This window comes from Paenibacillus spongiae (assembly GCF_024734895.1).
GTDB classification, from domain to species: Bacteria; Bacillota; Bacilli; order Paenibacillales; family Paenibacillaceae; genus Paenibacillus_Z; species Paenibacillus_Z spongiae.
Genome location: NZ_CP091430.1, coordinates 4,153,544 through 4,179,284, shown reverse-complemented (window position 1 = coordinate 4,179,284; position 25,741 = coordinate 4,153,544). Strand labels below are relative to the sequence as shown.

Here is a 25,741-nt window from a genome sequence, read left to right as displayed (position 1 = left end):
TATATAGAAAGCGCTATCGCAACTACTTATACTGACGTTGTGGCTGAATAAGATTCGGAAGCGAAAATCAAAAAACGAAGCTTATGCTTCCGAGGCAAGTTTTTCTCTCGCTCCTTCGGGAGCGAAAATCAAAAAACTTTTAGGAGGAATCAGTTTGAGAACATTATGGCTTGGTAAACGGGCTTATGCCGCTGCTGTTCTTGTGCTTGTATTGGTGATCTCGGCTTGCTCCGGTGGCGGGGGCAGCACGTCCTCCGAATCGAAAGGCGCCAACGCGCCTGTAACATCGGATAACAAGCCGGACGATGGAAACAAAGCGTCAGAGGGAAATGCCGCTGAAGGCAGCGGACCGGTTATCGAATTGACGGTGTGGGATGCGCCTAAGCCGGAGGATCCTCAGAAGGCGCTTACCGAAGAGCTGTTCAGCGAATTCGAGAAAGCGAATCCGAATATTAAAGTGACGCATGAGCTCATGCCGCAAGGGACGAACGACCGCGAAGTGTTCGTAACGGCGATGGCCGGCGGCAATGGACCGGATGCCTACAGTGCCGCGCATTTTCCCATCATTGGCGACTGGGTAGGTCAAGGGCTTGCGCTGGATCTAACGCCCTATTGGGAAAGTTATGCTGACAAAGATCAGTTTATCGAGTCCTCGCTTCAAGCGGGTACCATTGACGGGAAGGTTTACGGCTTACCCAACGATATGTATGTGACCGGTCTGTTATGGAACAAGAAGCTGTTCGAAGAGGCGGGCTTGGACCGCAACACGCCGCCGGCCAATTGGGACGAGGTCGTCAGCTTCGGCAAGAAGCTGACGAAGGAGGACAAGAAGCAGTATGCCTTGACACTGCTGGGCATGGAATGGGCGGATTGGTGGTTCGAGTACTATGTATGGCAGGCCGGCGGCGATTTGACGGAGCTCAATGCCGACGGTACGGTGAAGCTGACGTTTACGAGCGATGCAACCGTTAAGGCGCTTCAATATTACAAGGATTTGAAATGGACGCATAAGATTGTGCAAAACAACGTGCTCCAGAGCTACCAGGATAACATGAACGATCTCTTCCAGGGGCGCGCGGCCATGACGAACGGAGCGTCAGGCGGTTTCGGCGAATATGCGGCGAACGGTCTCGATTTGAACGATCTTGGCTTCGCGCCTTATCCGGTCGGCCCATCGGGCAAAGGCCCGTCTCAGATCGGCGGCGCATACTGGATTATCAATCCGAAGTCGTCGAAGGAGAAACAGGATGCGGCTTGGAAATACGTGACGTATATGATGTCCAAGGAAGTGCGTGAGAAGTATTACCAGTTCCAGATGGACAACGGCATATTCCCGAACCTGCTGTCCGTCCGCAAGGACGTCGACCCGGGGAAATATACGACCAATGTTCCGCAGGACCTGATTGACGGCGTCACGAAGGCTGCAGCCGATTCCCGGCTGGAATATTACCTGAAGGAACGGCTGACGCCATATGTCGTTAAGGCCGTCCAGCAAGCGTTGACGGATGAGAAGTCCGATGTCATGACGCTTCTGCAGAAAGCGCAGGAAGCGGCGCAGAAGGAAGTTGTCGATGCGTATAACGCGTCATTGAAGTAACTCGATGCAGGCGGAAGAAGATGAGGGTGCTTGGCGCTTCCTCCGCCTGCTATAACGAAGGGATGCGGATCGATGAAACCGGTTATGGAGCCGAAAATGCAGCCAAGGCCCGTAATATCCTGGAGAAGAAGGAGGATACCTTGGACGCCGATCCTCTTTCTGACGCCGGCTGTCATTGCTTTCTTGCTCTTTAAATATTACCCGCTGGTGCAGGCCGTCTACATGAGCTTCTTTGATTACAAAGTCATCGATCCACCGGGGAAGTTCGTAGGCTTTTCCAATTATAGCTATCTGTTGAATTCGACGGAGTTCTGGAATGCGCTGTGGAACACGATTGCATTCTTCTTTATCTATTTTATCCTGACCTTCTGGGTTCCGATCGTCCAAGCGATTCTGCTCAATGAAATTCGTTTCGCGAACAAGACGATCCGCGTGCTGTATTTGCTGCCCACAACCGTTCCGGCCGTAGCCGGATATCTGCTGTGGAAGTGGCTCTATAATCCGGACTACGGACTGCTTAATTACTTGCTGGAATTTATCGGCCTTGGTCCGTACGGCTGGCTGAACGATCCTGCAATGGCTAAATGGGCCATCGTCATGCCGGGTATATTCGGAGCCGGGATGAGCATGCTGATCTACTATTCCGCGCTTCAGGGCATTCCGAGCGAGAATATCGAAGCCGCCAAAATCGATGGAGCAGGACCGTGGAAGCGAATGGTTTCGATCGTATTCCCAAGTATGAAGTTCGTTATCGGCATTCAATTTATCGCGTTCATATCCGGCGTGTTCCTGACCTTCGATCCGATGTATATCATGACCGGCGGCGGGCCTGCGAATTCGACCCGGACGTTATCGATGCTCGTGTTCGACAGTTCCTTCAAGGAGTTTCGATTCGGCGTGGCAGGCGCGATATCATTCGTCATGTTCATTATTATAGCCGCCATCACGTATATACAAATTCGAGTATCCAGAACGGATTGACGCTAAGTACAGGGAAAGGAGCTGCCCAATGGCTGCTGGAAATCGCATACGGGAGAGGGGCGCCGCATCGGTCAAGATCGTCTCCTACTCCGTCGCGGCAATATTCATTGTGGTATCCGTCATTCCTCTGATCTGGATGATCGGATCTTCTATGAAGGACAACATTACAATTTATCAATTTCCGCCCAAATGGATACCCGAAACGCCGAAAGCGGTATCTGTCACGCTCAATTACGATGGAACAGAGCTTAGCAAGGCCGAGGAGTTCGAGCTGGATGCCATGAAGGCGATCTGGTTTACATGGAAGAAAATGCAGAATGACGCCATCGGATCACTCGCGGTTACCGGCGTCAAAGAGGGGGTCATCGTATATGAAGCTGACATGCCCTCCTATAAGTTTACGGCTGGACGGCCCGAAATCGTGCCGACTCAGCTGTTCAACGACACGTCGATGCGCAATAAGATCCCCATTATCCGTGAACGGGAACTAACGAAATTCGAATGGATGGATAACGGACCGAAGTATAGCGGAGAAACGTCGCTGTCCGGGCAGCTTCCGGAGCTGTCGGGCGCCGTGCAGAGCAAGTTCTCCGATTCTTCCCATATTGCCGGGCAAGTCATGTCCATTACCGAGAAGAAGGACTGGCGGAGATTATTCGATAATTATCTCGTATTGGCTCAATTTGCAGGCGGAAGCGAGGGTTCGTATGGATTTCCGCACTTCTTGATGAACAGCGTCATCGTGACATTCGCATCCATCATAAGCCACCTCATCATTGGCGGTATGGCCGGGTTCGCCCTGGCGCATCTGGTACGCGGACGTATCGGGAGCGGACTTACGCTGTTCTTCGTCGCAACGATCATGATTCCGGAAATTGCCATTCTGGTTCCGCTTTATTTGACGATGGATAAGCTTCATCTGGTCAACACGCTTTGGGGGATTATTTTGCCGCATACCGCATGGGGAATCGTAATATTTTTATTTAAAGGCTTTTTCGAGCAGCTTCCGGGCGAGCTGCTGCAGGCGGCTCGAATTGACGGCGCTTCGGAGTTCCGGATTTATTGGTGGCTGATCGTGCCGATGTCCGCCCCGATCTTCACCGTCGTTTCCGTCATGACCTTCATTGCCGTGTGGAACGAATTTCTGTGGCCGCTCGTTATTGCCCGTTCGCCGTCGGTTTGGACCTTCACGGTAGCGCTGAACGACTTCCAGAACCGGCAGAGCATGGGGGCCAATGTCGTCATGTCCAGCCTCGTTGTCGCCACGATACCGCTCATGATCATCATTATTACATGCCAGAAGCTGATCGAGAAGGGCGTCTCGTTCACCGGATTGAAAGGTTGAGCGTAAACGATAGCGGATCCTTATGGATCGGAAGATGGGAGTGAAGTGGAGAGGATGGACAATAAGGTAGCGCTTGTTACGGGGGCAGGAAGAGGGATCGGAAGAGGCATCGCGCTCGCATTCGCGCGAGCCGGATACGAGGTATGCGTCCATTATAACCAAAGTGCGGACATGGCTGAGGAGACGGTTCGGTTAATCAGAGATTCCGGTGGATCCGCAGAAGCGGTACAAGCGGATATATCGGGCATGGCGGGTATCGAATCCTTATTCCGACAGTTCTCCGCGCGCTTCAAGCGACTGGATGTTCATGTCAATAATTCCGGCATTACGCGTATGAAGCCTTTCCTGGAGACGACGCCAGAGCTGTACGACGAAGTGATGAACACCGATTTGAAGGGACTGTATTTCTGCTCGCAGCATGCCGCAAGGCTGATGGTCGGACAGGGCACGAAAGGGGCGATCATCAATATCAGCTCCAACCATGCTTCCGGCACGTGGTCCAATTCGACCGTATATGCGGCGGCCAAAGCAGCTGTCAACAAATTAACGATGAACATGGCGCTCGATCTGGCTGCCCATGGAATACGGGTGACGGGGATTGCTCCGGGCTATACGATGATCGAGAAGGTAGATCAAGTGAAGGCCAAGCCTTATATCGATTCCGTCTCGTCGCGGATTCCGCTCGGCAGGTTTGCGACGCCGATGGAGGTCGGAGAGGCGGCGGTATATCTTGCTTCCGACAGTGCCGGATATATAACTGGAACGACCTTGTATATGGATGGGGGCGCGCTGCTTCCGGTTTGGGCTGAACGATCTTGATACGTGATCACAATAGGAGGTCAATATCATGAAAATAACGGATTTAAAGCTGTTCCATGTTAAGCCGAGATGGTTGTTTCTGAAGATCGAAACCGATGAAGGCATAGCCGGATGGGGAGAGCCGATCGTCGAAGGCCGCGCATTGACGGTGGCGACAGCCGTTGAAGAGCTCAAACGTTACTTGATCGGCGAAGATCCGCTCCGGATCGAGCATCATTGGCAGGTCATGTACCGGGGGACGTTCTACCGCGGGGGTCCGGTATTGGTGAGCGCGCTCAGCGGCGTGGAACAAGCGATGTGGGACATCAAGGGGAAATATTACAACATGCCCGTATATGAAATGCTTGGCGGCCGATGCCGCGACAAGATTCGCATGTACAGCCACTGCGGAGGCGCAACCCCGGAGGAAATGGCGGCGAACGCCATACGCAAAGTCGATGCAGGATTTACGGCCATCAAGATCGGAGTCGATGCCCCGGTCAGGAATGTGGACACGCTCCGGTTCTTAGAGGGCCAGGTCGCCAAGCTTGCGGCTATTCGTGAAGCTGCAGGAAGTGAGCTTGATATCGCAATCGATTTTCACGGCCGCGTAAGTCCTGCCATGGCCATTCGGCTGGCTCAAGCTTACGAGCCGTATTATCCGATGTTCATCGAAGAGCCGTGCCTCCCGGATAACGTCGATACACTGGTTCGCATTGCCCAATCCACTTCAATTCCAATCGCGACCGGAGAGCGCTTGTTCACCAGATGGGGTTTTCGAGAAGCGCTGGAGAAACAGGCGGTTGCCATTGTTCAACCGGATCTGTGCCACGCCGGTGGAATCTTCGAAGCCAAGAAAATCGCTGCCATGGCGGAAGTGTACTATGCTTCTATCGCTCCGCATAATCCACTCGGTCCCATATCGCTCGCATCCTGCTTGCAGCTGGATGCGTGCACGCCGAATTTCTTAATCCAGGAGCATCCGTCTATGGCTGAACGATGGGATCTGGGTGAAGGCTATCTGAAGCGGCCTTTTGTCGTTGAGAACGGTTATATAGCACTGCCGGAAGGGCCTGGACTTGGCATTGAAATCAATGAAGAAGCTTTGATCGAACGGTCCTATGGCGGCGATTGGGATACGCCAAGGCTTTACGATGAGGATGGTGCGTTCGCAGAGTGGTGAATACGAGGGGCTGTCCTAGAGTCATCTTTGATGACCGCGGGCTGCCCCTTCTTCATGAGCTGCGCTGGCGATGATGTCGCTGACATCGCAGATATTTATCAAAATGATAGTATTCTTCTAGGATGATGATTCGCACACGGAAGGTGTGGGGGGGCCTTCTCTTTCGTTCGTTCGATGAAGATGGCGAAGTTGTATGAAGTACAACATTTCTCCCGTGATTCCAGCAGAAGGACCGAATTGTTGCACTTCATACAACAATATGGATGGCGTTGCCGCTCCACAGGTGAAATTATTGCATAATATGCAACAATATCATAAATTCACGATATTTAGTTGTATTTAATGCAAGATAAAGAATCTATAAGCCGAATTTGTAAGCGTCGTTTATCCAATTCAACAGTCCGCGCTAATTGTGGTTGGACAGCTAGTAGCATCGCTATTCTTAAGGCCATAGTAAAGATGAGCTTACCCCTCGTGCGCGCTCCGGGCACTGGACTGATATTGAGCAAGCAACACTCGCCTAAATGGTCGGTAATGAGAATCGGCCTTGCGTTCGCTTTAAATAGCTTCGGGGGCAGACTCTTCAAACAAAAGATATTTGAAGCTGATCGGCCGACGACTGCCATCATGCAGCGTCTTACCGGGCGCCGGGTGCTGCGGACGGTTGCCGTTATTAGCCCAGCAGAAGGAATCTCATCGGTTTATGTGGAATAACCATGTAAGGATCACTGTATTAATCTGACAAAAGGCTCCCCTATGGCAATAAGAGCACAGAAGGAGGATGATACGATGAACGAACGTTTGGACTGGATACAAGCTTGCAAGCTGGAGGATCTCCAGGAGAAAGGCGTTATCGTTGCCAAAGGTGCCATTGCCGTCTTCTATTATGAAGGCCGCGTCCATGCCGTCGACAACCGCTGTCCGCATCTTGGATTTCCGCTGCACAAGGGCAGCTTGTGCGAAGGGATATTAACGTGTCATTGGCATCATGCCAGGTTTGATATTTGCAGCGGCGGAACACTCGATCCGTGGGCGGATGATGTGCCGTCTCATGAAGTGATGGTGGACAATGAGACGGTGTGGGTTAATCCGAAGCCGAGTAACGGTGGAGGCGTTCAAAGCCTGATCGACCGATTGAAGGCCGGACTGGAACAGAACATCGGAATCGTTATAGCCAAGGCGGTTGTCGGTCTGATCGAGGCGGGTGTGCCGGAATCGGAAATTGCTCGAATCGGAATCTTATTTGGAACCCGTAACGGACCGGGCTGGCATTCGGGATTAACGATTCTGACGGCTATGGCGCGGGTTGTCCCGAAGCTGGACAAAGCAGGCAAGATACTCGCTCTCTATCAGGGGCTGGTGCATGTTGCCAGAAACAGCGCGGGCCGGGAAGCCCGCCATCTGTTGGGTGAATTGCCTTCTGTCGGCGTGCCGGCTGAACGGCTCGCCCAATGGTATCGCAATTGTATCGAGGTAAGGGACACCCAAGGCGCGGAGAAGGTGCTGCTAACAGCCGTTCATCAAGGCTCCAGTATGGAACAGCTCGCCAATATGATGCTTGTCGCTGCGACCGACCATTTTTATTTGGACGGCGGGCATGTTTTCGATTTTCATAATAAGGCGTTCGAAGCCGTTGAGCTTGTAGGGGAAGAGCACACGAAAGACGTGCTGGCATCCCTTGTTCCCATGATGGGCCGAGCGTCGAGAAGCGAGGAGCAGCATCAGTGGCAGTCTCCGATCAATTTGGTCAAGCCTATCGAGCAAGCATTGGAGGAATTGGCGAAGGGCTTGCCTCCGGAGCATACGGAGCCTGCCTCCGAGGAGGATGTTCTTCGGCAGCTGTTAAGTGATGAACCGCTTCAAACCATCTCTATGATGAAGAATTTGCTGCTAGGGGGCATGCCGCCCTCGCAATTGGCGCAGTTAATCGCATTGGCCGCAGCGGACCGCATCGTTCGTTTTCATGTCCAGAACGATTTCGGCGATTGGATTGCCGTATTGCATACGTTTACGTATGCTCATGCCGTACACCAAAGACTGGATCAATCGGCTGAACCATTGCTAAACCGCGCTCTCTTCCACGGTGCGATGCGGATCTATCTCGACCGGTTCTTGAATGTCCCGGCTGCCGCACGACCCAAGCAGCTGTCCGCAGCGCCATCCATGGATACGGAAGAGCTGCTTCCTTTGCTGGATCAGCGCCAACAGGTCGCCCCCGCTGCACAGTGGGTCTGCGAGTATGTAAATCGCGGCGGATCGGTAGATGTATTGTGGAATACACTCGGCCATATTTTGCTCAGGGAGGATGCAGACTTCCATACGTTTCAGTTGTATGAAGCGTCTGTTATGGAGTACGAGGAATGGAATTCGCGGGATGATGCATTCGCCGTAAGCGCGAAAGAAACGCTGCTGCTCGCTTGCACCCGTTATTTGGCTGCTCATGCTCCGACGGCAAGAGAGCTTCCTCACACAGCGCGTATCGCATGGAGGCTGCACCGGGGAGAACGGCTGTTTGAAGAATAAGCCATGCAAGGCGGATGTGACCACGCTTGGTTTAAAATAATTGTAAAATACCGGAAGGAGCATCATAATGACAGTAAATCAACTTCCAAGGAGCCGCCCTGAAGAGCAGGGCATCTCATCGCACGGAATTGCCGGATTTCTGGAGGCTGTACATGAGAAGGGGATCGAGCTTCATAGTTTTATGCTGGTAAGGAACGGCTATGTCGTATCTGAGGGGTGGTGGGCGCCATACGCAGCCCAGTTTCCTCATCTGCTGTTCTCACTTAGCAAGAGTTTTACGTCGACGGCTATCGGAATGGCGGTTGCCGAAGGGCGGATTGCTCTGACGGATCGCGTCATTTCCTACTTTCCAGAAGAATTGCCGGAGGACATCTCGGCTCACCTGGCCAATATGCAGGTCCGTCATCTGCTGATGATGGGCACAGGTCATGCTCAAGATCCGACTGACAAGGTGAGGACGAATCCAAACGGCAATTGGGCGGCAAACTTTCTTGCGGAACCCGTCGAGCATGAACCGGGCACCCATTTTGTGTATAACAGCGCGGCCACGTATATGCTGTCCGCGATACTGAGCAAAGTGACGGGACAGTCCTTGCTCGAATATTTGCAGCCGCGGCTTCTCGATCCCCTTGGCATCGAGGGTGCAACCTGGGAAAGCTGTCCGCAGGGCATAAACGTCGGCGGCTGGGGGTTAAGCGTCCGAACGGAGGATATTGCCAAGTTCGGGCTGTTGTACTTGAACAAAGGCATATGGAACGGGAAACGGCTACTTTCTCCCGAATGGGTAGAAGAAGCCACCTCCAAGCAGATATCGAATGGCGATGGGGGAGAAAGCGATTGGACGCAGGGCTACGGGTATCAGATCTGGCGCTGCAGACATGACAGTTATCGGGGGGATGGCGCATTCGGACAGTTCTGCATCGTCATGCCGGAGCAGGATGCCGTCATTGCGATAACCGGCGGAACGAATGAGCTTCAAGATGTAGTGAACCTTGTATGGGAGCATTTGCTGCCAGCTATGAAGCCGGACTCCCTGCCTATCGATGAGGCAGTCTGCCGTGAGCTGGATGAGCGTATTCAACAGCTATCGCTCTCGCCTGTCCTTCAATCGACGTCTTCTCAACGGGAGGAAGTTATAAACAACCTGACCTACTCACTGGACGAGAATCGGAATCAATTGAATTCGGTCTCGTTCCGATTTGAACCCTGTGAAGTGTCAGTATCGATTAGCGGGAACTCGGTTGAAGACGTGATTCGTGTTGGACGCGGTACATGGGTAGAGAACATGACCCGTTCCGCAAGGATAGCGGCATGCTTCAACTGGCTGGATCCGGATACATTGGAGTTAACGCTGCGATTTATCGAGCAGCCATTCAGCCAAATCACCCGCTGCAAATTCGAAGGGGCGAATCTGGTGCTGGAACAGAGCGTCAATGTCTCTTGGGGCCCGATCGAGTCCGTGCCGATTCACGGCAAGGCCGCTCAATTTCATTCCTGACGGCCGTCCGACATGACCGGATGCATATGGCAGATCCATAATACGGAGGTATATTACGTTCTGCGTTCTGCTAGTGTACATTGATCAATTCTAGTAAGGAGCGAGCTGCTGTATGGGGATGAAAAAATCGACAGCGTGGCTTAATGTGGAGCGATGACGAATTCGCGAAGGTTCCATGGTCCTTGGGAGATGGAGAAAATGTTGGAGACGCCTGCCGTTCAATGGGGGCCGGTCACGGAATATCCGAAGTATGTATTAAAGCAGCTGAATTATGAGAATGAGCCTTACGGCGGAAAAGCTACAAGGGTGTTCGCTTATTATGCGGTTCCACATCAAGCCGTTGAACCGCTGCCGGTCATGGTTCTGGTTCATGGCGGTGCAGGCAAAGCGTTTCCCGAATGGGCCGCTCAATGGGCGGAGCGGGGTTACGCGGCAATCGCAATGGATCTGTTCGGCAATGGACATGATGGCAATCGAATGCCGGATGGCGGTCCAGCCCAGACGGACGAGACCTTGTTTATGAATCTATCCGAGGACACGATAACTCAAATGTGGTCCTATCACGCGGTTGCCGCCGTTATCCGGGCTGTTTCGCTTGCGGCCTCGCTGCCAGAAACGGATGCAAGGCGAATCGGTTTAATGGGGATTTCCTGGGGCGGGTACATAACCGAGATCGTGTCGGGTCTTGACCCGCGTCCTGCGTATGCAATGTCCGCTTACGCGGCCGGATATTTCCAGCAAGGCTCTTGTTGGATGGATATCCTTTCCAGGATGGATGATAGTCAGCGGAGCTTGTGGAATCATACCTTTGATGTCAGCAGCTATATAGGACGGTCGTCGATGCCGATCCTATGGGCGACCTGGACGAACGACCCTTGCTTTTATTTGGAAAGCTGGTCCAGAACACATAAGGTAGCTCATGGTGAAGCAACGCTTCGGTTATTAAAGGACTGGGATCATAATTATGAAGTGCCATGGGGTACCCGTGAGTTCTTCCGATATGCCGATTCACATGCCAGAGGCGGGCCACCGCTGCCGACCGTGCTTCGAACGGGGGAAGCGCGAAACGCAGCATGGGCTGAATTCAAGCAGACGGATCGAATCAAGCAGGCCTACTTCCTGTATACAGCGGATGACGGCAGCGCCCCTTCTCGCGTATGGGAAACCTTGCCGGCGGATATCGATCCGGCATCATACCGCATTACATCAACAATCCCGGGCCATGCGAGAATGTACTGCTTCAATCTTATCGATGAAGAGGGGTACGTTGTCAGTTCAGAATTGCGAGAGGTGCGATCGGAGCCTATACTGGCTTCGGAAGATAATCAGTTGTAACACTTCGATAGAGGAGGGCTGAACGGTCAGCACCTCCTTTTTCTTATATCGGTTGAATGAATACTTATTTAAGAAACGATCTCGCAAGTACATCTAAACGGTACAGCAGGGTTGTATTCAGATCACAGGAAGCAGCCAAAACTGATGATACATGATTTTACATAAATAGGATTGACAACGCTTACTTTCCATAGTAACTTAAGTACAAAACGTGTTTGCAAAAACGTTTTTGATCTTCATGGAAGGGGGGAATGCGGCGATAGTTGCAAGCAGCAATTCTCAGTGACAATTGACGCAGTCATCAGAGTTACAATTCCACTAGGAGGATGTAATTGACGATGAACCGAACGAGAAGAATGAGAGGTTTAATTGGAGCAATTGTATTTGCAATGCTTTGCACTAGTGCACCTGCGGTCTACTCGGAAGCAAGTCCTGAGCCTGTGAATGCGATCGGTTACGAATTCAATGAAGATGGGAACTTGGAAGGTTGGGGGGAATTTCATAACGGGATTGAGGATTTGAGAGTGGAGGACGGCGCGCTTCAATTGAGAGCAACCGGCGAAGATCCCAATTGGTTTGCGCCGGCTTCTGTCGGTCTGCAGACGTCAGCCGAGCAGAAGATCACATTTCGGATGAAAGCGACGAAGGGCGATTCCGTAGCGATTTATTTCGATACGGACGTCTCACCCGGTTTAGCCCAGTTTAAACGAATCGTCGTTCCTATTCTTCCTGATGGGGAGTATCACGAATATAGCATCAACCCTTCTCTGAATTCATATTGGACAGGCGTCGTGCAAACATTGAGGATGGATCTCGAGCCTTCCGGGAGTTATCCTGCCGATGTTAGCGTCGATTATTTCCGTATCGGCGAGCGGGTTGATTTCGGTTACGAGTTTAACGGCCAGGCAGACGGATGGTCGGCGACGCAGGATCTAACTGACTTGCAGGCAGGCTCCTCCAGCATCGCCGGTGCGATAACCGGTCCTAATCCAGCCATTAGTTCCAGTCCAATTAACGAACAAGCCGATAAGCTGGGCGAAATCAAAATAAGAACACGAGTTGGCAGTGGAAATGCGGATTCGATGATTATTGCATTCACAACGAATGAATCTCCTGATTTTTCGGAGGAGAAGCAGCTTGTAGTGCCTCTTACAGCCGACGGCGCTTATCACGAATACGCCGTGTCCATATGGGAGCATCCTTCCTGGAATGGACAGATTGACCGGCTGCGTCTGAGTCTGCAAGGCGCCGCCCATGGTGAAGGGGCCGAATGGGAAGTCGATTACATTCGCTTTCAGAGCGTGGCTCTCCCTTCATTCGATTGGAATGTCGATGGCAATGCGCAGGGATGGCTGTTGAACGATCTTTCGTTGATTCAGGTGTCTGACGGCGTTCTTCGGACAAAGGTCAGTGGCGGAGATCCGTACTTCGGGAATGAAAGCTTGGAAGGCATCATTGGCGAACGGGATAAAACGCTAACGGTGCGAATGAGTGCGACAGCCGGCGATTATGTATCCATTTTCTTTGCGACGAACACAGCGCCAATGTATGCTGAAGTCCAACGGATCGATTTTCCGATCATCGCGGATGGGAACATGCACGACTATACGATTGACACCGGTGACCATCCGGAATGGAAAGGCAAGATCATTAAGCTGAGGATGGACTTGGAGGGCGGCGATCGAGCCCAGGCAGAATTCTCGCTGGACGAAGTTCGCTTTACATCCAGCCCGGCAAGTGCCAATCTGACGGTCAAGCGTTCTAAACCGGCGCTGCAGGCAGGGGAAGAAGCGGACATTACCTTCGATATTCGCAACACCGGCGGCAAAGCATTCTTTAATCCGCAAGCGGAGCTGACCGTAACGGAAGGGCTTGAGATTGTGAGCCCTGCGTCTATCGTGCCATTGGAGAAGCTGAGGCCCGGCGGTACGGCTTCCGTTACATGGAGGGTGAAAGGGATCGCGGAAAGTCCGGCTTCGGTCAGCGTCAAGCTGTCTGCCTCCGGTTATGACCAATCCAATTCGGCCGCACTTCCCGTTCTAAAGGCTGCTCCGGCTGCTCAGCAAGATGAACAGCCGAAGAAAGCTAACGCATTCATCGAGCAGGCAAGCGGAAATGCGGTATTGGAGAATGAACATACACGCATTGTTGCGCCCAAGTCGAGCTTCGGCTACGGTCAGTATCAAGTGTATGCCTGGGATGAATCTCAAGGCTGGAAGCTGATGGCAAGCGTTCAGCCGTTTGCGGCTGCCATCGTCAAGCTGGCGGATAACGGTGCCGAAACGGTCTCCTTCCATCCTAAGCAAGCTGCGGCCGATACAAGAGGCGGAACGGCCAGCCTTCGTTTTCAAGGGGATGTGATTGACTCCTCGGGCAGAAAGTGGACGTATGAATTTGATTTCATCCTTAATCGAGACGATCAGCAAGTGAAAACAAGTCAACGCGTGCGCGCAGACCGTGATGCCGAGCTGCTTAATCTTATCGGACCGGTCTTGACCGTAGGCGAAGGAAGCTTCGGGGCAGCGAAGGATGAAGCGTTGTTTCCTGGATTGGAATGGCTTGTAGGCGATGAAGTGTCGTCGAGTAAATTGGATGTCCACACGCCGGCCCATCTGCGTCTGGTTCCGCATCCTTACAAAATAACGGTACCGCTGATGGCGGTAAGGCAAGACGAACATATCGTAAGCTTAAGCTGGGATCCGAAACAAAAGTGGGATGGCGTTCATGATTTGCCGGCAGCCAAATTTGCTTCTCCCAACTGGGTCGAAAATCAGAATAATCATGTGATGGGACTCTCGGCGCTTAGCGTGGCCAATGGCGTTAAGGAGAATGAAGAGCTGGCACAGACCGCGTATCCGCTCATCGCGAATAAAACCATCACGCTGAAGGCGGATATCACGACTGCAGAAGCGGAATCCGTCTCGGAGGCCGTCTCCTTGTATGTGAAGGAAGAAGGGCTGCCTAACGTACCTCAGGTCAATTCGTTCGCGAAGCAGGTTGACCTTGGTTTGGACGCATACCTGCGCACATACTGGGATCCGGTTACGAAGGGATGGCTTCATGTCAACATTGAGTCGTGGGGGACGAATCAGTATCCTTCCGATATGACGAGCCTGATGCTTCTGGGCATGTCCGATCCGAGCCGGAAGGCGGATGTCGAGGCTGTAATCTCCCAGTCTCTCAGCGCTGTAACGGATAAGAATAAGCTCGGTGTTCCGGATTATCACATTGCGCAATCCCAAGCATCGTTCTACGTAGGTTATATGGATGAAGCATTAGCGGGACTGAAGAACAACATGCAAGGGTTAATCAACTCCCAGCATTCTTCAGGCGCGTGGCTGTACGGGAGCGAGGATGCCTATAATCCTCCGCTTGGCAGTAACGGCACGCCTCTTCTGGGACAAACAGCGCTCAACGCGAAGCTGTTGTTGAAATATGCGGCCATGACCGGGAATGAGCAGGCGAAGGAAGCCGGCCTCAAGGGGTTATCGGCTGTCGAAGCGATGGGGAACGTACCGCGCGCTAGCCAGCCGTGGGAAGTCCCGCTGCATACGCCGGATATTCTGGCGTCCGGCCACACGGTCGGCGCATATATACAGGCGTATAAGCTGACTGGCGACGAAGCGTATATCGACAAAGCGATTGAATGGGCGAAGACCGGCTTGCCGTTTGTGTACACATGGGGAGTAGAGGACCGACCGGTCATGGAATACGCTACGATACCTATTTTCGGCGCATCGGCGTATAACAATCCGTGGTTCGCCGTGCCCGTTCAATGGAACGGACTCGTCTACGCTTATGAGCTGCTGGAACTGGTTCCTTACGACAAATCCGGTCCGTGGAAGAAAGCAGCCGACGGTATTCTGGCCAGCGCGGAGCTCCAGCAAGCATCGGATTCCGATGAGCCTTGGAGAGGCGGATACCCGGACAACTGGAGGTTGATCACGAACAGCCGCTCGGATACGGTCATGCTGAACCCCGAAGAGATCGTGAAGACGATCTTTATGCAGCGGTATGTGGAAGGAAAAGGTCCGAAGCCGGATGTGCAATCCACGGTTATTCCGAGCTGCAATAATCCGAAGAAGCAAGATTGCACCAACGTTTATGTGACAACGCTTGCGAAGGTCAAGGAGCATTCCGCAAGCCACTCGCAGCAGAAGGTAGCTTTTGACCTTATCTATCCTGCCGGGGAAACATCGTATGTCCTGGTGGTCAACCGGGAGAAGCCGAAGAGCGTGTCCGTTAACGGCAGCCAGCTCGATTTGCAAGCCGATCTTAACTCTGCTGCTTCGGGATGGAAGTATTCCGAAGATACGGGCTATTTGATTCTCAAGCTTAAGCATGCGAAACAGGATAAAGTGAAGATCCAGTATTAATCCCGTTTATTTCGAGGCGAGCGGTACTTTCGGAAGAGGAAAAGTACCGCTCATCTCCCCCCCGAATCGGTTAGAATAAATTGTCTTGAAATACCAATATAAGTATTGACAGCGCTTGCATAATAAAGTATCTTAGTAACGAAAACACCTTTGTAAAAACGTTTTATACACCCTAGATCGCTAATAACTCGATGAGCAAGGAGAGTCAATAATGGCAGCAACCATCAAAGACGTGGCAAGAGAAGCGGGGGTCGCAGTTTGCACGGTATCCTTCGCGATGAATGGTTCTGCACATGTTGCGGAGGCAACGAAGAAGAGGATATTCGGAGCGGTTGAACGCTTAAATTACAGACCGAACCAATCCGCCCGCGGATTGGTAACGAAGAAGACGAATAATATCGGATTGGCTGTTGCAGAAACGGCTGACAGGCTGGAGAACGGCATTCTGTTAGAAGTCATCCAAGGCCTCGGCAGAGCGGCCAGCCACAAGAATTACGATTTGCTCCTATCGTTCCAGAAGCAGCATACGGATAAGCCGGATGAGCATTTGCTCGACGTTTACCGCAAACAGTCCGCGGACGGGTTGATCCTGATGGGAATGAAGATGAGCGAGAGGCCTTATAAGGATTTAATTACGAACCGTTTCCCTTTCGTGCTGCTTGGCAGGCCTTATAAAGATAATCTGTGTCACAGCGTCAATGCGGACAATGAACAAGGCGGATATATTGCTACGCAGTATTTATTAAAGAAAGGCCATCGGCGAATTGGGTTTATCACCCCTTGCTCTCTTGATTTCGATGCGGCGCTTGACCGTCTGAACGGATATAAGCGGGCTTTGACCGAATCCGGGATTGCGGTTGACGAGAAGCTGATCGCTTATGGGAGCTTCGAACCGGATAGCGGATACCAAGAAACGGAAACGCTGCTGAGCTTGAAGGATCGTCCTTCCGCAATCATAGCCGGCAGGGACATCATTGCTGCAAGAGTGAATGAGCGGGCGGCATCGCTTGGCTATCATGTACCTGATGATCTGGCTATTATCGGCTTTGACAATACAATGGTTTCGCAGCTGGCACGTCCGAGCATTACGTCCGTTGAGCTGCCGATGCTTACGATGGGGCTTGAAGCGGGGAAATTACTCATTAGTCTGATTGAAGGGGACATCGAATATGATGCCATTCAAAAAGTCAGCTTACCGTGCGGTATATTCGAAAGAGAATCAACTTAGACATACATAAGAACGAACAGCTTCTTCCTGGGAATAGACCGATGTGATTAGGGGGGGAAGCTGTTTTTTCTGGAACCTACAAAAACGTTTTTGTACTAGGAGGATCTCATGCTGACCGCTTCAAAAATTTATCCGGCTCTTGTGCCTTCTTGGATTTGGCACCCTAATCGAGCGAAGCAAAAACAAATCAGGCTGAATAAGCTGTTCAAACTAGAGAAGGATACCGAAGGGCTTGAGCTGTTCCTGGCATGCACAGGAGCTGCCGAGGCTGAGATAGACGGCAAGCGTGTCGGTATACTGGAAGATCATCCCAGGCACGGAACGATGTTCACGAAGCTGGAAGTGCCATTCAACCTAACGAAGGGCCAGCATACATTGAGCATCAGCGTTTCATGCAGCGAGCCGATGCCAGTCGTGCCGATCAGCATCCATTTGTTCGACCGTTCCGTAGGGTGCATTGCTTATTTGCAAGGTGACGGTCTATGGATTGTAACGGATCAAACCTGGAGCGCGGGCGATCAACCTGCGGAGGTTGTATGCAGGCTGGGCGAAGAGCCATATGGCGATCTCGACAACGGACCCGATTGGTTCGTAGCCGGAGGCTATGGCGATATGACGACAGAGCCCGTTACCCAGATAAACTTGCTGTCATCGAAGGGCATGAATATCGCTCTTACAGATTCATCCATCGAACTTACGGGGAAAGCGGAAACGGACTTCCGCTTTGAAGCCGAGCGCAGCGAACGCCACCTGTTCTATCATCTCTTGAAACAGAATGAGTGGAAGATCTTCCGTACCGCTCAGAACCAAACCGATCTGTCATCAACCCCTCAAGCTATCATCGATTTGACCGAAGAGCTGAACGTCCGCTTCCGGCTTCGAAATCGCGGCGATCAACCATTGTCATTGCTTATGAACGGAGCAGAATCGCTTCATGAGCTGGAGCATTACGACTCCTGCATTACGGAATACATACAGTTACCGGGATACGGCGAATTCGTCACGCTCCCGCAAGGCATGCGGTATGTTCAGGTCTTCGTGGGCGGAGCACCGGGACAGGACATTCGAATCGAGATCGATTGCGAAGCGGTAGGCGTGCCGCTTGCGCAGATCGGTTCGATCCAAACCAATCTGCCGGTTCTGGATCAGATCTTCGAAGTGTCCGCACATACGAACAAAGTATGTCACCAAGTGGGGCTGTGGGACGGTATTAAGCGCGATCGACTCAATTGGGCATACGATTTCTACATGGCCGGTAAAGCGGATTACATGCTGTGGGACGATTACACCATTCTGAAAAGAGCCATTCACGAGCTTGGTCGAACCCCTTACGGCTATTGGATGAATTCGATCCCCTCCTACACCTTATGGTGGGTGATCGGGATGTGGGAGTACTACCTGCATACGGCTGATAAAACGTTCGTTCTGGAGATGAAGGAATATCTGCAAACGCATGTCAAGTGGGTGGAAGACAACGTCGATAAGCAAACCGGCCGCTTCTTTAATCCAAGCCAAGCCTTTATCGAATGGGTTCCGATGAACGAACAGGAATCGTGGGCATGTCTGAATGCGATTCTCAAACTGATGAAGAGCTCGGTTCAATCGCTGACTTCCTTCGTGCCGGAGCTCGAGATTCATGCGGATTGGCCGGACCCGGTGTTCGACGAAGATGAATTTCTGCAGGACGATTCGGCGCTGATCACTCCTTTAATCGGTATTGTATGCGGTTACATTAGCGAGGAATCGGCAATGCGCTTTCTGGATTACTATAAGGTTCAGGATCCGATTACGCCGTTATCCGCCTATTGGCTGGCTGAATGCTACTCCAAGTACGGCAGACATCAGGAGGCTTGGGAAGTGATCGAGGAAGTCTGGGGGACGATGCTGAAAGACGGAGCCACAACCTTTTGGGAAAGCGTTGTCATGTCGCCTCAATCCGATTATCACGATTCTCAGACGACGTATACCAACTACAATTCGTACCGGATGAGCCTCTGTCACAGCTGGGCAAGCACGCCAGTCACGTGGATCAGCAAGTTTCTGTTGGGCGTCCAGCCTGCCGAACCGGGCTATGCATCCGTACATTTTCAGCCTAATGCGGTGATAGGCCTGACCGAATGCAAAGGAACGGTAAGTACGCCAAGAGGACCATTGGCAGTCGAGTGGAGACTAAATGAAGGCGTAATGGAGAAGTCCATGCATTTTGTGAAGGAGAAGATATAAGGTGAATTATTTTTGGGAGGTGATGTCTGTTCGAAAGAATAATGATTTCAGAATGTGCAGCACGGATTCAAAGTAGAAGGGCTTCACGCGAATGCATGACTCACATTTACTAAGGGGGAAGAGTATGGCTAAGTCATTCGTATTACGGAAGTTTCTGATGGTCGCAATGATACTGACTTTTGTATTTGTAACAGCTGCTTGTGGTGGAAACACCAATAAGCCGGCGAATGAAGAACCGAAAACCAATACCGGCGAAAATACGCCGAAAGACGATCCAAAGCCTGATGATACGCCCAAGACCGATTCAGGCGAGAAAGTGAAGCTGAAGGTTGCCGCATGGGTCGACCCTAATTCCGGCTTCAAGAAAATCGGCGATGCTTTCACGGCAGCAAATCCGAATATTGAAGTTGAAATCGTAAACATCGCTGACGCTGCAATGATCGATACATTGACGCAAGCGGTCGCGGCTAACGATCCAATCGATTTGTTCTGGAGCAATACGTTCATGGCGCCGGTGCTTCAAGGATTCGCGGAGGATCTTACGCCATATATCGATTCCGACCCGGATTTCAAAAACTATGAATTCAGCCCTGGGCGCCTGGAGCAGTTCCAATACAAAGGCAGCCAATACGCGCTATCCCGCGGTAATGATTCGTTCCTCATCTACTATAACAAGGATTTGATGAACAAATACGGCTTGACGCCGCCAAGCAATGAATGGACCGTTCAAGATATGATCGATATGGCGAAGAAAGCAACGAACCCCGCCGAGAAAAACTGGGGCTTCGCACCTACTCCGTTCTGGCTGAATTTCTTCGCAACCGTATTGCCGGTTGCAAACGGCCATGCAGCTCACACGGTGATGATGAACGAAGATTACACGAAGTTCCTCGGCGACGATCCGGCCATCCTGGACGATCTGCAATCCGTAGCGGATTGGATTACCAAAGACGGCACAATGCTGAACGGCAAAGGCATGCAGGAGAATGGGGTTGAAGGCGATCTGTGGGCTAACGGGCAAGCGCTCTTCATGGTTCACGTTTCACCGCTCATTCCAGGTTGGAAGGACGCCCTCAAATTCAAATGGGATGTAGCGCCATACCCTGCAGGTACAGCTAAGCAAGTCGGAATGGTCTTCGACAACCCGATGTTCTTGAGCAAGGCCGGCAAGCATAAAGAAGCGGCTTGGAAATTCATGAAGTTCTGGACTGCATCTGTCGAAGGACAAAAGATTCTGATCGATATCGGCGGTACGTTCCCGAACACGCCTAATCAAGAGCTTGTCGATTATTTCAAAAACAATGAAGTATACAAAGGCTTGAACGCAGACGCGCTCGCACATGCCTCCAAAATCGGAGAAATCCACGGTATTATTCCGATGATCGGCGGCTCCGAGGTGGACGGTTTCGTAGGCGGTTGGTCGATGTCGAAAGGGTTTGAAGAAGGCGTTACTGCCCATGACTACTTCCCATCCGGGACAGAATCGCTGAACAAGAAGCTGCAAGAGCTTCAAGATAAATACAAATAAAATAGGCTAGTCTTTTGAAAGGGCAGGTGCTGGCTTATTCGGCACCTGCCGATTCCTGTCAGAAAACGAAAGACTGGTCTCCATCAGGAATTATGAAGTCATGAATCGTCAGGAAAGGGGTGCGATTGGATGGGAAGCGTATCATTCCAACATGTCAAGAAGCAGTATGCCACAGAACGGCGGTACTCGGTTGACGATTTCCATCTGCAAGTGGAAGACGGCGAGTTTCTCGTGCTGGTCGGCCCTTCCGGCTGCGGCAAATCAACGCTGCTCCGGATGTTAGCCGGATTGGAGGAGATCTCCGAAGGCGAAATTTATATCGGCGACCGTATGGTCAATTATGTATCCTCCAAGGATCGTAACATTGCGATGGTGTTCCAGAATTACGCGCTCTACCCGCACATGTCCGTATTCGAGAATATCGCTTTCGGGCTGCGCCTGCGCAAGCTGCCCAAGCATGAGCTGCAGGAACGCGTCACCCGGGCTGCCAAAGTATTGGAGATCGAGGCGCTGCTGGATAAGCTGCCGAAGCATATGTCCGGCGGTCAAAGACAGCGCGTTGCACTCGGGCGTGCGATTGTCCGTGAGCCTGAAGTTTTTCTTATGGATGAACCGTTATCCAACCTGGATGCCAAGCTTCGCGTTCAGATGCGCGAAGAAATTACGAAGCTGCACCGCAAATTGAAGACGACGATGATCTATGTTACGCATGATCAGATCGAAGCGATGACGATGGGAACGCGCATCGTCGTTATGCGCAGCGGCGTTATTCAGCAGGTAGGCACGCCTAAGGAAATCTACCAATCGCCGAAAAACATGTTCGTTGCGGGTTTCATTGGCACGCCTCCGATGAATTTCATCCATGGGACCATTCAGCATACGTCTGAAGGCGTGTTCTTCGATACTCGCCGATATCGCCTGCTCATACCGGCGGCGAAAGCGAAGACGCTGATCGATCAGCGATACCATGATAAACGGATCATATTAGGCGTCAGAGCGGAGAAGGTCGCATGCAAGGACTCGGCAGATTGGCACTTGAGTCAGAGCCAGTTTGATTCAACGGTCGATATGTTGGAATTCATGGGCTCCGATACCTATCTGCACTTGAACAATACGGACCATTCGCTTATTGTGCGCGTTGATCCGCTTCGCCTCGGCTTCCAGGAGGGCGATACCGTCACGGTAGGGTTCGATATGAATTCGGTCCACTTCTTTGATCCGGGTACGGAGGAGCTATTATGTTAAAGCGGGTACATTCAACGGTCGTACTCACGCTGAGCCTGTGCATGATTTTGTTTCTCCTGGGTCCGGTTAAGCCGACAAGCGGCGAGACGACAAGCAGCAGCTTGTCCGAAGAATACAGCAGCGATGATGCTACGACCTATCAGAATGTGATCAAGCCATTTACGGAGCGTTATATTGAAGGATCCGCGATAACGCTGCCTGGCGGTTCGTATTCCGCCCTTTCCGATCCGGCGCTATTTGCCCGTGACGGGGAAGAGGTGCTCGCTTGGAATTCCGAACAAGGATGGGTGGAATGGAAGATTTCCATTCCGGAGGACGGGCTTTACGAAATCGGATTAACCTACGACTCCAACAGCGACGCTGCAGTTGGTATTGTACGAGGTGTTCAGATCGACGGCGCATTCCCCTTCAAGGAAGCTGAACGGCTGCATTTGAAACGACAGTTTTCGCATGATCCTTATCCGCCTCAGAAGGACGAGTTCGGCAATGACCGCCGGCCGCAATCCGTGGAAATTAAAGGATGGAAGACAGAACCGTTTACGAACTACGATGTCGAAACAGGACCTCTCCGGTGGCCGCTTACCAAGGGCGAGCATACGTTGCGGTTGGTCGGCGAATATCAGCCAATCAAAATTAAACAACTGTATATCGTACCTTCCGCATCACCGGTCAGCTATGCCGATGTCAAGCAGAACGACGGCGAGCAGAGCGGCGATTGGATCAGCATCATCGAAGCAGAGAATATCAGCCGTAAATCGGATACGTCGATACAGCTGCAGTCCTCCGACGCTCCGCGTATATCTCCGGAGACGAAAGGGCTTATTCGTTTTAATTCACTTGGCGGCGAGCAATTCCGACAGAGCGGCCAATGGGCGGAATGGGATTTTGAAGTTCCTGCTGATGGAACGTATCAGATCGGCTTCAAATATTTACAAACCTATTTGAACAACTCTTATGCTTACCGCACGGTCACGATCGACGGCGAGCCGCCGTTTGCCGAGCTGGAGAAGGTTGCCTTCCCGTACGATACGGAATGGCATAATATGACGTTGTCGGATAAGGAGGATAAGCCTCTGAATCTGTACCTTACGAAAGGCAAGCATACGCTGCGCATGACGGCGACGGCAGCGCCGATCAAGCCTGTTTACGACGGGATTCTCCGTAACATGAACCGCCTGTCGGAGCTGGAGGCAGCGATTCGCAAGGTAACCGGCAACTTCGACAAATCGTTGACGGAGAACGGGAACATCGATTTGAATCGGGATTGGGAGCTGGAAAAGTATATTCCTGATCTTTCCGATCGGTTCGATGCGATTATTGATGACCTGACGAGTCTGTCCGATCATCTGCAAACCTTGTCCAGCGGGGGCAAATCCGACGTGGAGAACGCTTTGCGGACGGCCGCCGAAGACCTGGGCGACATGCGGGACAAACCGCGCGACATCCCGAATGAGCTGGGCCAATTTTCCAAGATGCAGAGCAGCTTAAGCAACTGGCTGTTCCGAATGCTCGATCAACCCGTGATGTTCGATTACTTGTACATTGCGCAGCCCGGCGCCGATATTCCGAGGGCTACGCCGGGGTTCTTCGAAAGCTTCGGGCATTCGGTTACCTCGTTCTTCCGCACGTTTACCATCGATTACGACTTCCGCCGCAACGCCCCCGGAGGAATCGACATCTGGGTTAACCGCGGACGCGATTACGTGAATTTGATTCAGCAGCTGGCCGATGAAACGTTCACGCCTGAAACCGGCATTACGGTGAACGTCAATATCGTCCCGGATCCTCAGATGTTTATCTTGGGCAATGCCGCGGGGATTCAGCCTGACGTGGCACTCGGGATCGACAGCGCCATGCCGGCCGACTTCGCGATGCGCGGAGCGTTACTGGATTTATCGACGTTCCCGGATTACGAGGAAGTGGCCCAATCTTTCCATCCCGGAGCGCTGCGCGTCTTCCATTACGATGAAGGCGATTATGCACTGCCAGAGATTCAAGGGTTTAACGTCATGGCGTACCGTACAGACATTCTGGAAAGTCTCGGACTAACTCCTCCGGATACTTGGGAAGAGATGTACAAAATGCTGTCTACCCTGCAGCAGAATGGTTATGATTTTTATCTGCCGCCGAAAGACTACAACACGTTCTTGTTCCAGAACGGAGCAGAGCTGTATACGCCCAATGGAATGAAGTCTGCACTTGATAGCGAGAAAGCGTACAAAGGCTTCCGACAATTGACAGAGATGTTTACGCTGTATCAGCTTCCGCGCGACGTACCGAGCTTCTTCAACCACTTCCGGTTAGGGGATATGCCGGTTGGCATTATCGATTTCAACAGCTATTTGCAGACGGAATTTGCCGCACCGGAGCTCGCGGGCAAGTGGGCGATCGCGCCGCTTCCGGGCATTCGCAATGAAGAAGGCGTGGTTGAGCGGTGGTCAGGCGGACCGATGCAGGCTGGCGTCATCTTCAAGAAAACCGAGAACAAAGACAAAGCGTGGCAGTTTTTGAAATGGTGGACTTCCGATCTGACGCAAGAGCGTTTCGGCAACGATATCGAAGCGGTATTCGGACCGGAATACCGTTGGAACACGGCGAACATGAATGCATTCGCAAGATTGCCTTGGCCGCAGGACGATCTGGAAGTTATCAAAGAGCAGCACCGGTGGTTCCGCGAAGCGCCGCAGGTTCCAGGTGGTTACTTCACAGGAAGACAGCTTGAATTCGCATGGAACAAAGCTGTCATCGAGAAGAAGAATGTTCGCGAAGCGTTAGAACAAGCGTTCATTGATACGAACCGGGAGATGTCCCGCAAACAAATCGAGTTCGGCCTGCGGGAGAAGCACGGCAAGATCTTGCGCGAGCTGGACATTCCGGCCGTTACGAAGCCATGGGAAGGGGAGGGATCGCGATGAGCGCCGCTACTGAAACGGCGAAGCCAGATCAACCGACCGTGCGAACTCGGGCAGCCCAACCTGGATTATTGTCGCGCATATGGGCGAATCGAATTTCTTATATTTTTATCGGGCCGTTCCTGATAACATTTGTTCTCTTCATCCTGGTTCCCGTAGTTGTTGCAATCGGGCTGTCGTTCTTCTCGTTTAACGCCATCTCGATGCCCAAGTTTATCGGGTGGGACAACTTTCTGGCGATCTTGTCGCAGGACCGGATCTTCCTGCAGTATGCGATTCCGAATACGTTCAAATTCGCCCTTATTGTCGGACCGGGCGGCTATATGATGTCGTTCTTTCTAGCGTGGCTGATTAATCAGCTGCCCAAGGGGATCCGCGACTGGTTCACGCTGGCTATCTATGCGCCATCGTTAGCTTCCGGCGTCGCATTTGCCGTCGTCTGGCCGGTTATCTTCAGCGGAGACCGCGTCGGTTATTTGAACAATTTACTTCTTTCATGGGGGATACTGGATCAACCGGTGTTATGGCTTCAGGATCCCAAGTACTTCATGTATATCATGATCGGGATCTCGTTATGGGCCAGTATGGGCGTTGGCTTTCTCGCCATGCTCGCAGGCTTGCAGACGGTGAACAAGGAGCTGTATGAAGCGGGTGCGATCGATGGGATCTCGAACCGGCTTCAAGAAATCTTCTACCTTACCATTCCAGCCATCAAACCGCAGATGCTGTTCGGGGCTGTTATGGCGGTCGTCGGTACGCTCAAAGCGGGGGCTATTGGCGCAATCCTCGCAGGTTCGCCGATTACGCCGCAGTATTCGGGTCATTTGATGATCAATCATATCGACGACTTTGCCATCATTCGTTACGAGCTTGGTTATGCAGCCGCCTTATCGGTATTGCTCCTGCTTCTCGTATACGGCGCAACTAAAGTATCATTCCAGCTCTTCGGCAGCAAGGAGGACGAATAAA

15 protein-coding genes are annotated in these 25,741 nt (G+C 52.0%); all 15 read left to right on the top strand.

The window, feature by feature from the left end; all coding sequences use genetic code 11:
- Positions 1-154 precede the first annotated feature (154 nt).
- The 15 genes from L1F29_RS18950 (at position 155) to L1F29_RS18880 (ending at position 25,740) form a co-directional block, all read left to right on the top strand.
- A complete protein-coding gene (locus L1F29_RS18950) occupies positions 155-1,597 on the top strand; it encodes a sugar ABC transporter substrate-binding protein (RefSeq protein ID WP_258383621.1) in 1,443 nt (480 codons plus the stop codon).
- Between the two features lie 72 nt (positions 1,598-1,669).
- Entirely contained in the window at positions 1,670-2,578 is a 909-nt protein-coding gene (locus L1F29_RS18945; RefSeq protein ID WP_258383620.1) for a carbohydrate ABC transporter permease, read from the top strand.
- A 28-nt stretch (positions 2,579-2,606) separates the two neighbouring features.
- Positions 2,607-3,923 (top strand): carbohydrate ABC transporter permease, encoded by a 1,317-nt coding sequence (locus tag L1F29_RS18940; RefSeq protein ID WP_258383619.1) that lies wholly within the window; start codon positions 2,607-2,609, stop codon positions 3,921-3,923.
- A 54-nt stretch (positions 3,924-3,977) separates the two neighbouring features.
- Positions 3,978-4,742: an SDR family NAD(P)-dependent oxidoreductase gene (locus L1F29_RS18935; RefSeq protein WP_258383618.1), complete on the top strand. Its 765-nt coding sequence runs from the start codon at positions 3,978-3,980 to the stop codon at positions 4,740-4,742.
- A 28-nt stretch (positions 4,743-4,770) separates the two neighbouring features.
- Positions 4,771-5,904 (top strand): galactonate dehydratase, encoded by a 1,134-nt coding sequence (gene dgoD / locus L1F29_RS18930; RefSeq protein ID WP_258383617.1) that lies wholly within the window; start codon positions 4,771-4,773, stop codon positions 5,902-5,904.
- Positions 5,905-6,693: 789 nt separating this feature from the next.
- A complete protein-coding gene (locus tag L1F29_RS18925; RefSeq protein ID WP_258383616.1) occupies positions 6,694-8,427 on the top strand; it encodes a Rieske (2Fe-2S) protein in 1,734 nt (577 codons plus the stop codon).
- Positions 8,428-8,494: 67 nt separating this feature from the next.
- Complete coding sequence (locus tag L1F29_RS18920) at positions 8,495-9,925, top strand: serine hydrolase domain-containing protein (protein WP_258383615.1); 1,431 nt, start codon at positions 8,495-8,497, stop codon at positions 9,923-9,925.
- A 198-nt stretch (positions 9,926-10,123) separates the two neighbouring features.
- A complete protein-coding gene (locus L1F29_RS18915) occupies positions 10,124-11,260 on the top strand; it encodes an alpha/beta fold hydrolase (protein WP_258383614.1) in 1,137 nt (378 codons plus the stop codon).
- Positions 11,261-11,592: 332 nt separating this feature from the next.
- Entirely contained in the window at positions 11,593-15,636 is a 4,044-nt protein-coding gene (locus L1F29_RS18910; protein ID WP_258383613.1) for a COG1470 family protein, read from the top strand.
- 211 nt (positions 15,637-15,847) lie between these two features.
- On the top strand, positions 15,848-16,864 hold the full coding sequence (locus tag L1F29_RS18905) for a LacI family DNA-binding transcriptional regulator (RefSeq protein ID WP_258383612.1): 1,017 nt from the start codon (positions 15,848-15,850) through the stop codon (positions 16,862-16,864).
- A gap of 108 nt (positions 16,865-16,972) precedes the next feature.
- Complete coding sequence (locus L1F29_RS18900; protein WP_258383611.1) at positions 16,973-19,087, top strand: alpha-L-rhamnosidase C-terminal domain-containing protein; 2,115 nt, start codon at positions 16,973-16,975, stop codon at positions 19,085-19,087.
- A 124-nt stretch (positions 19,088-19,211) separates the two neighbouring features.
- Positions 19,212-20,615: an ABC transporter substrate-binding protein gene (locus tag L1F29_RS18895; RefSeq protein ID WP_258383610.1), complete on the top strand. Its 1,404-nt coding sequence runs from the start codon at positions 19,212-19,214 to the stop codon at positions 20,613-20,615.
- A 129-nt stretch (positions 20,616-20,744) separates the two neighbouring features.
- Positions 20,745-21,860, top strand: a complete 1,116-nt coding sequence (locus L1F29_RS18890; protein ID WP_258383609.1) for an ABC transporter ATP-binding protein — start codon at positions 20,745-20,747, stop codon at positions 21,858-21,860.
- Positions 21,854-24,775 (top strand): extracellular solute-binding protein, encoded by a 2,922-nt coding sequence (locus L1F29_RS18885; RefSeq protein ID WP_258383608.1) that lies wholly within the window; start codon positions 21,854-21,856, stop codon positions 24,773-24,775. Before L1F29_RS18890 ends, L1F29_RS18885 begins: the two co-directional genes overlap by 7 nt.
- Complete coding sequence (locus L1F29_RS18880) at positions 24,772-25,740, top strand: carbohydrate ABC transporter permease (RefSeq protein WP_258383607.1); 969 nt, start codon at positions 24,772-24,774, stop codon at positions 25,738-25,740. The genes L1F29_RS18885 and L1F29_RS18880 overlap by 4 nt, the downstream gene beginning before the upstream one ends.
- Position 25,741: the final 1 nt, after the last annotated feature.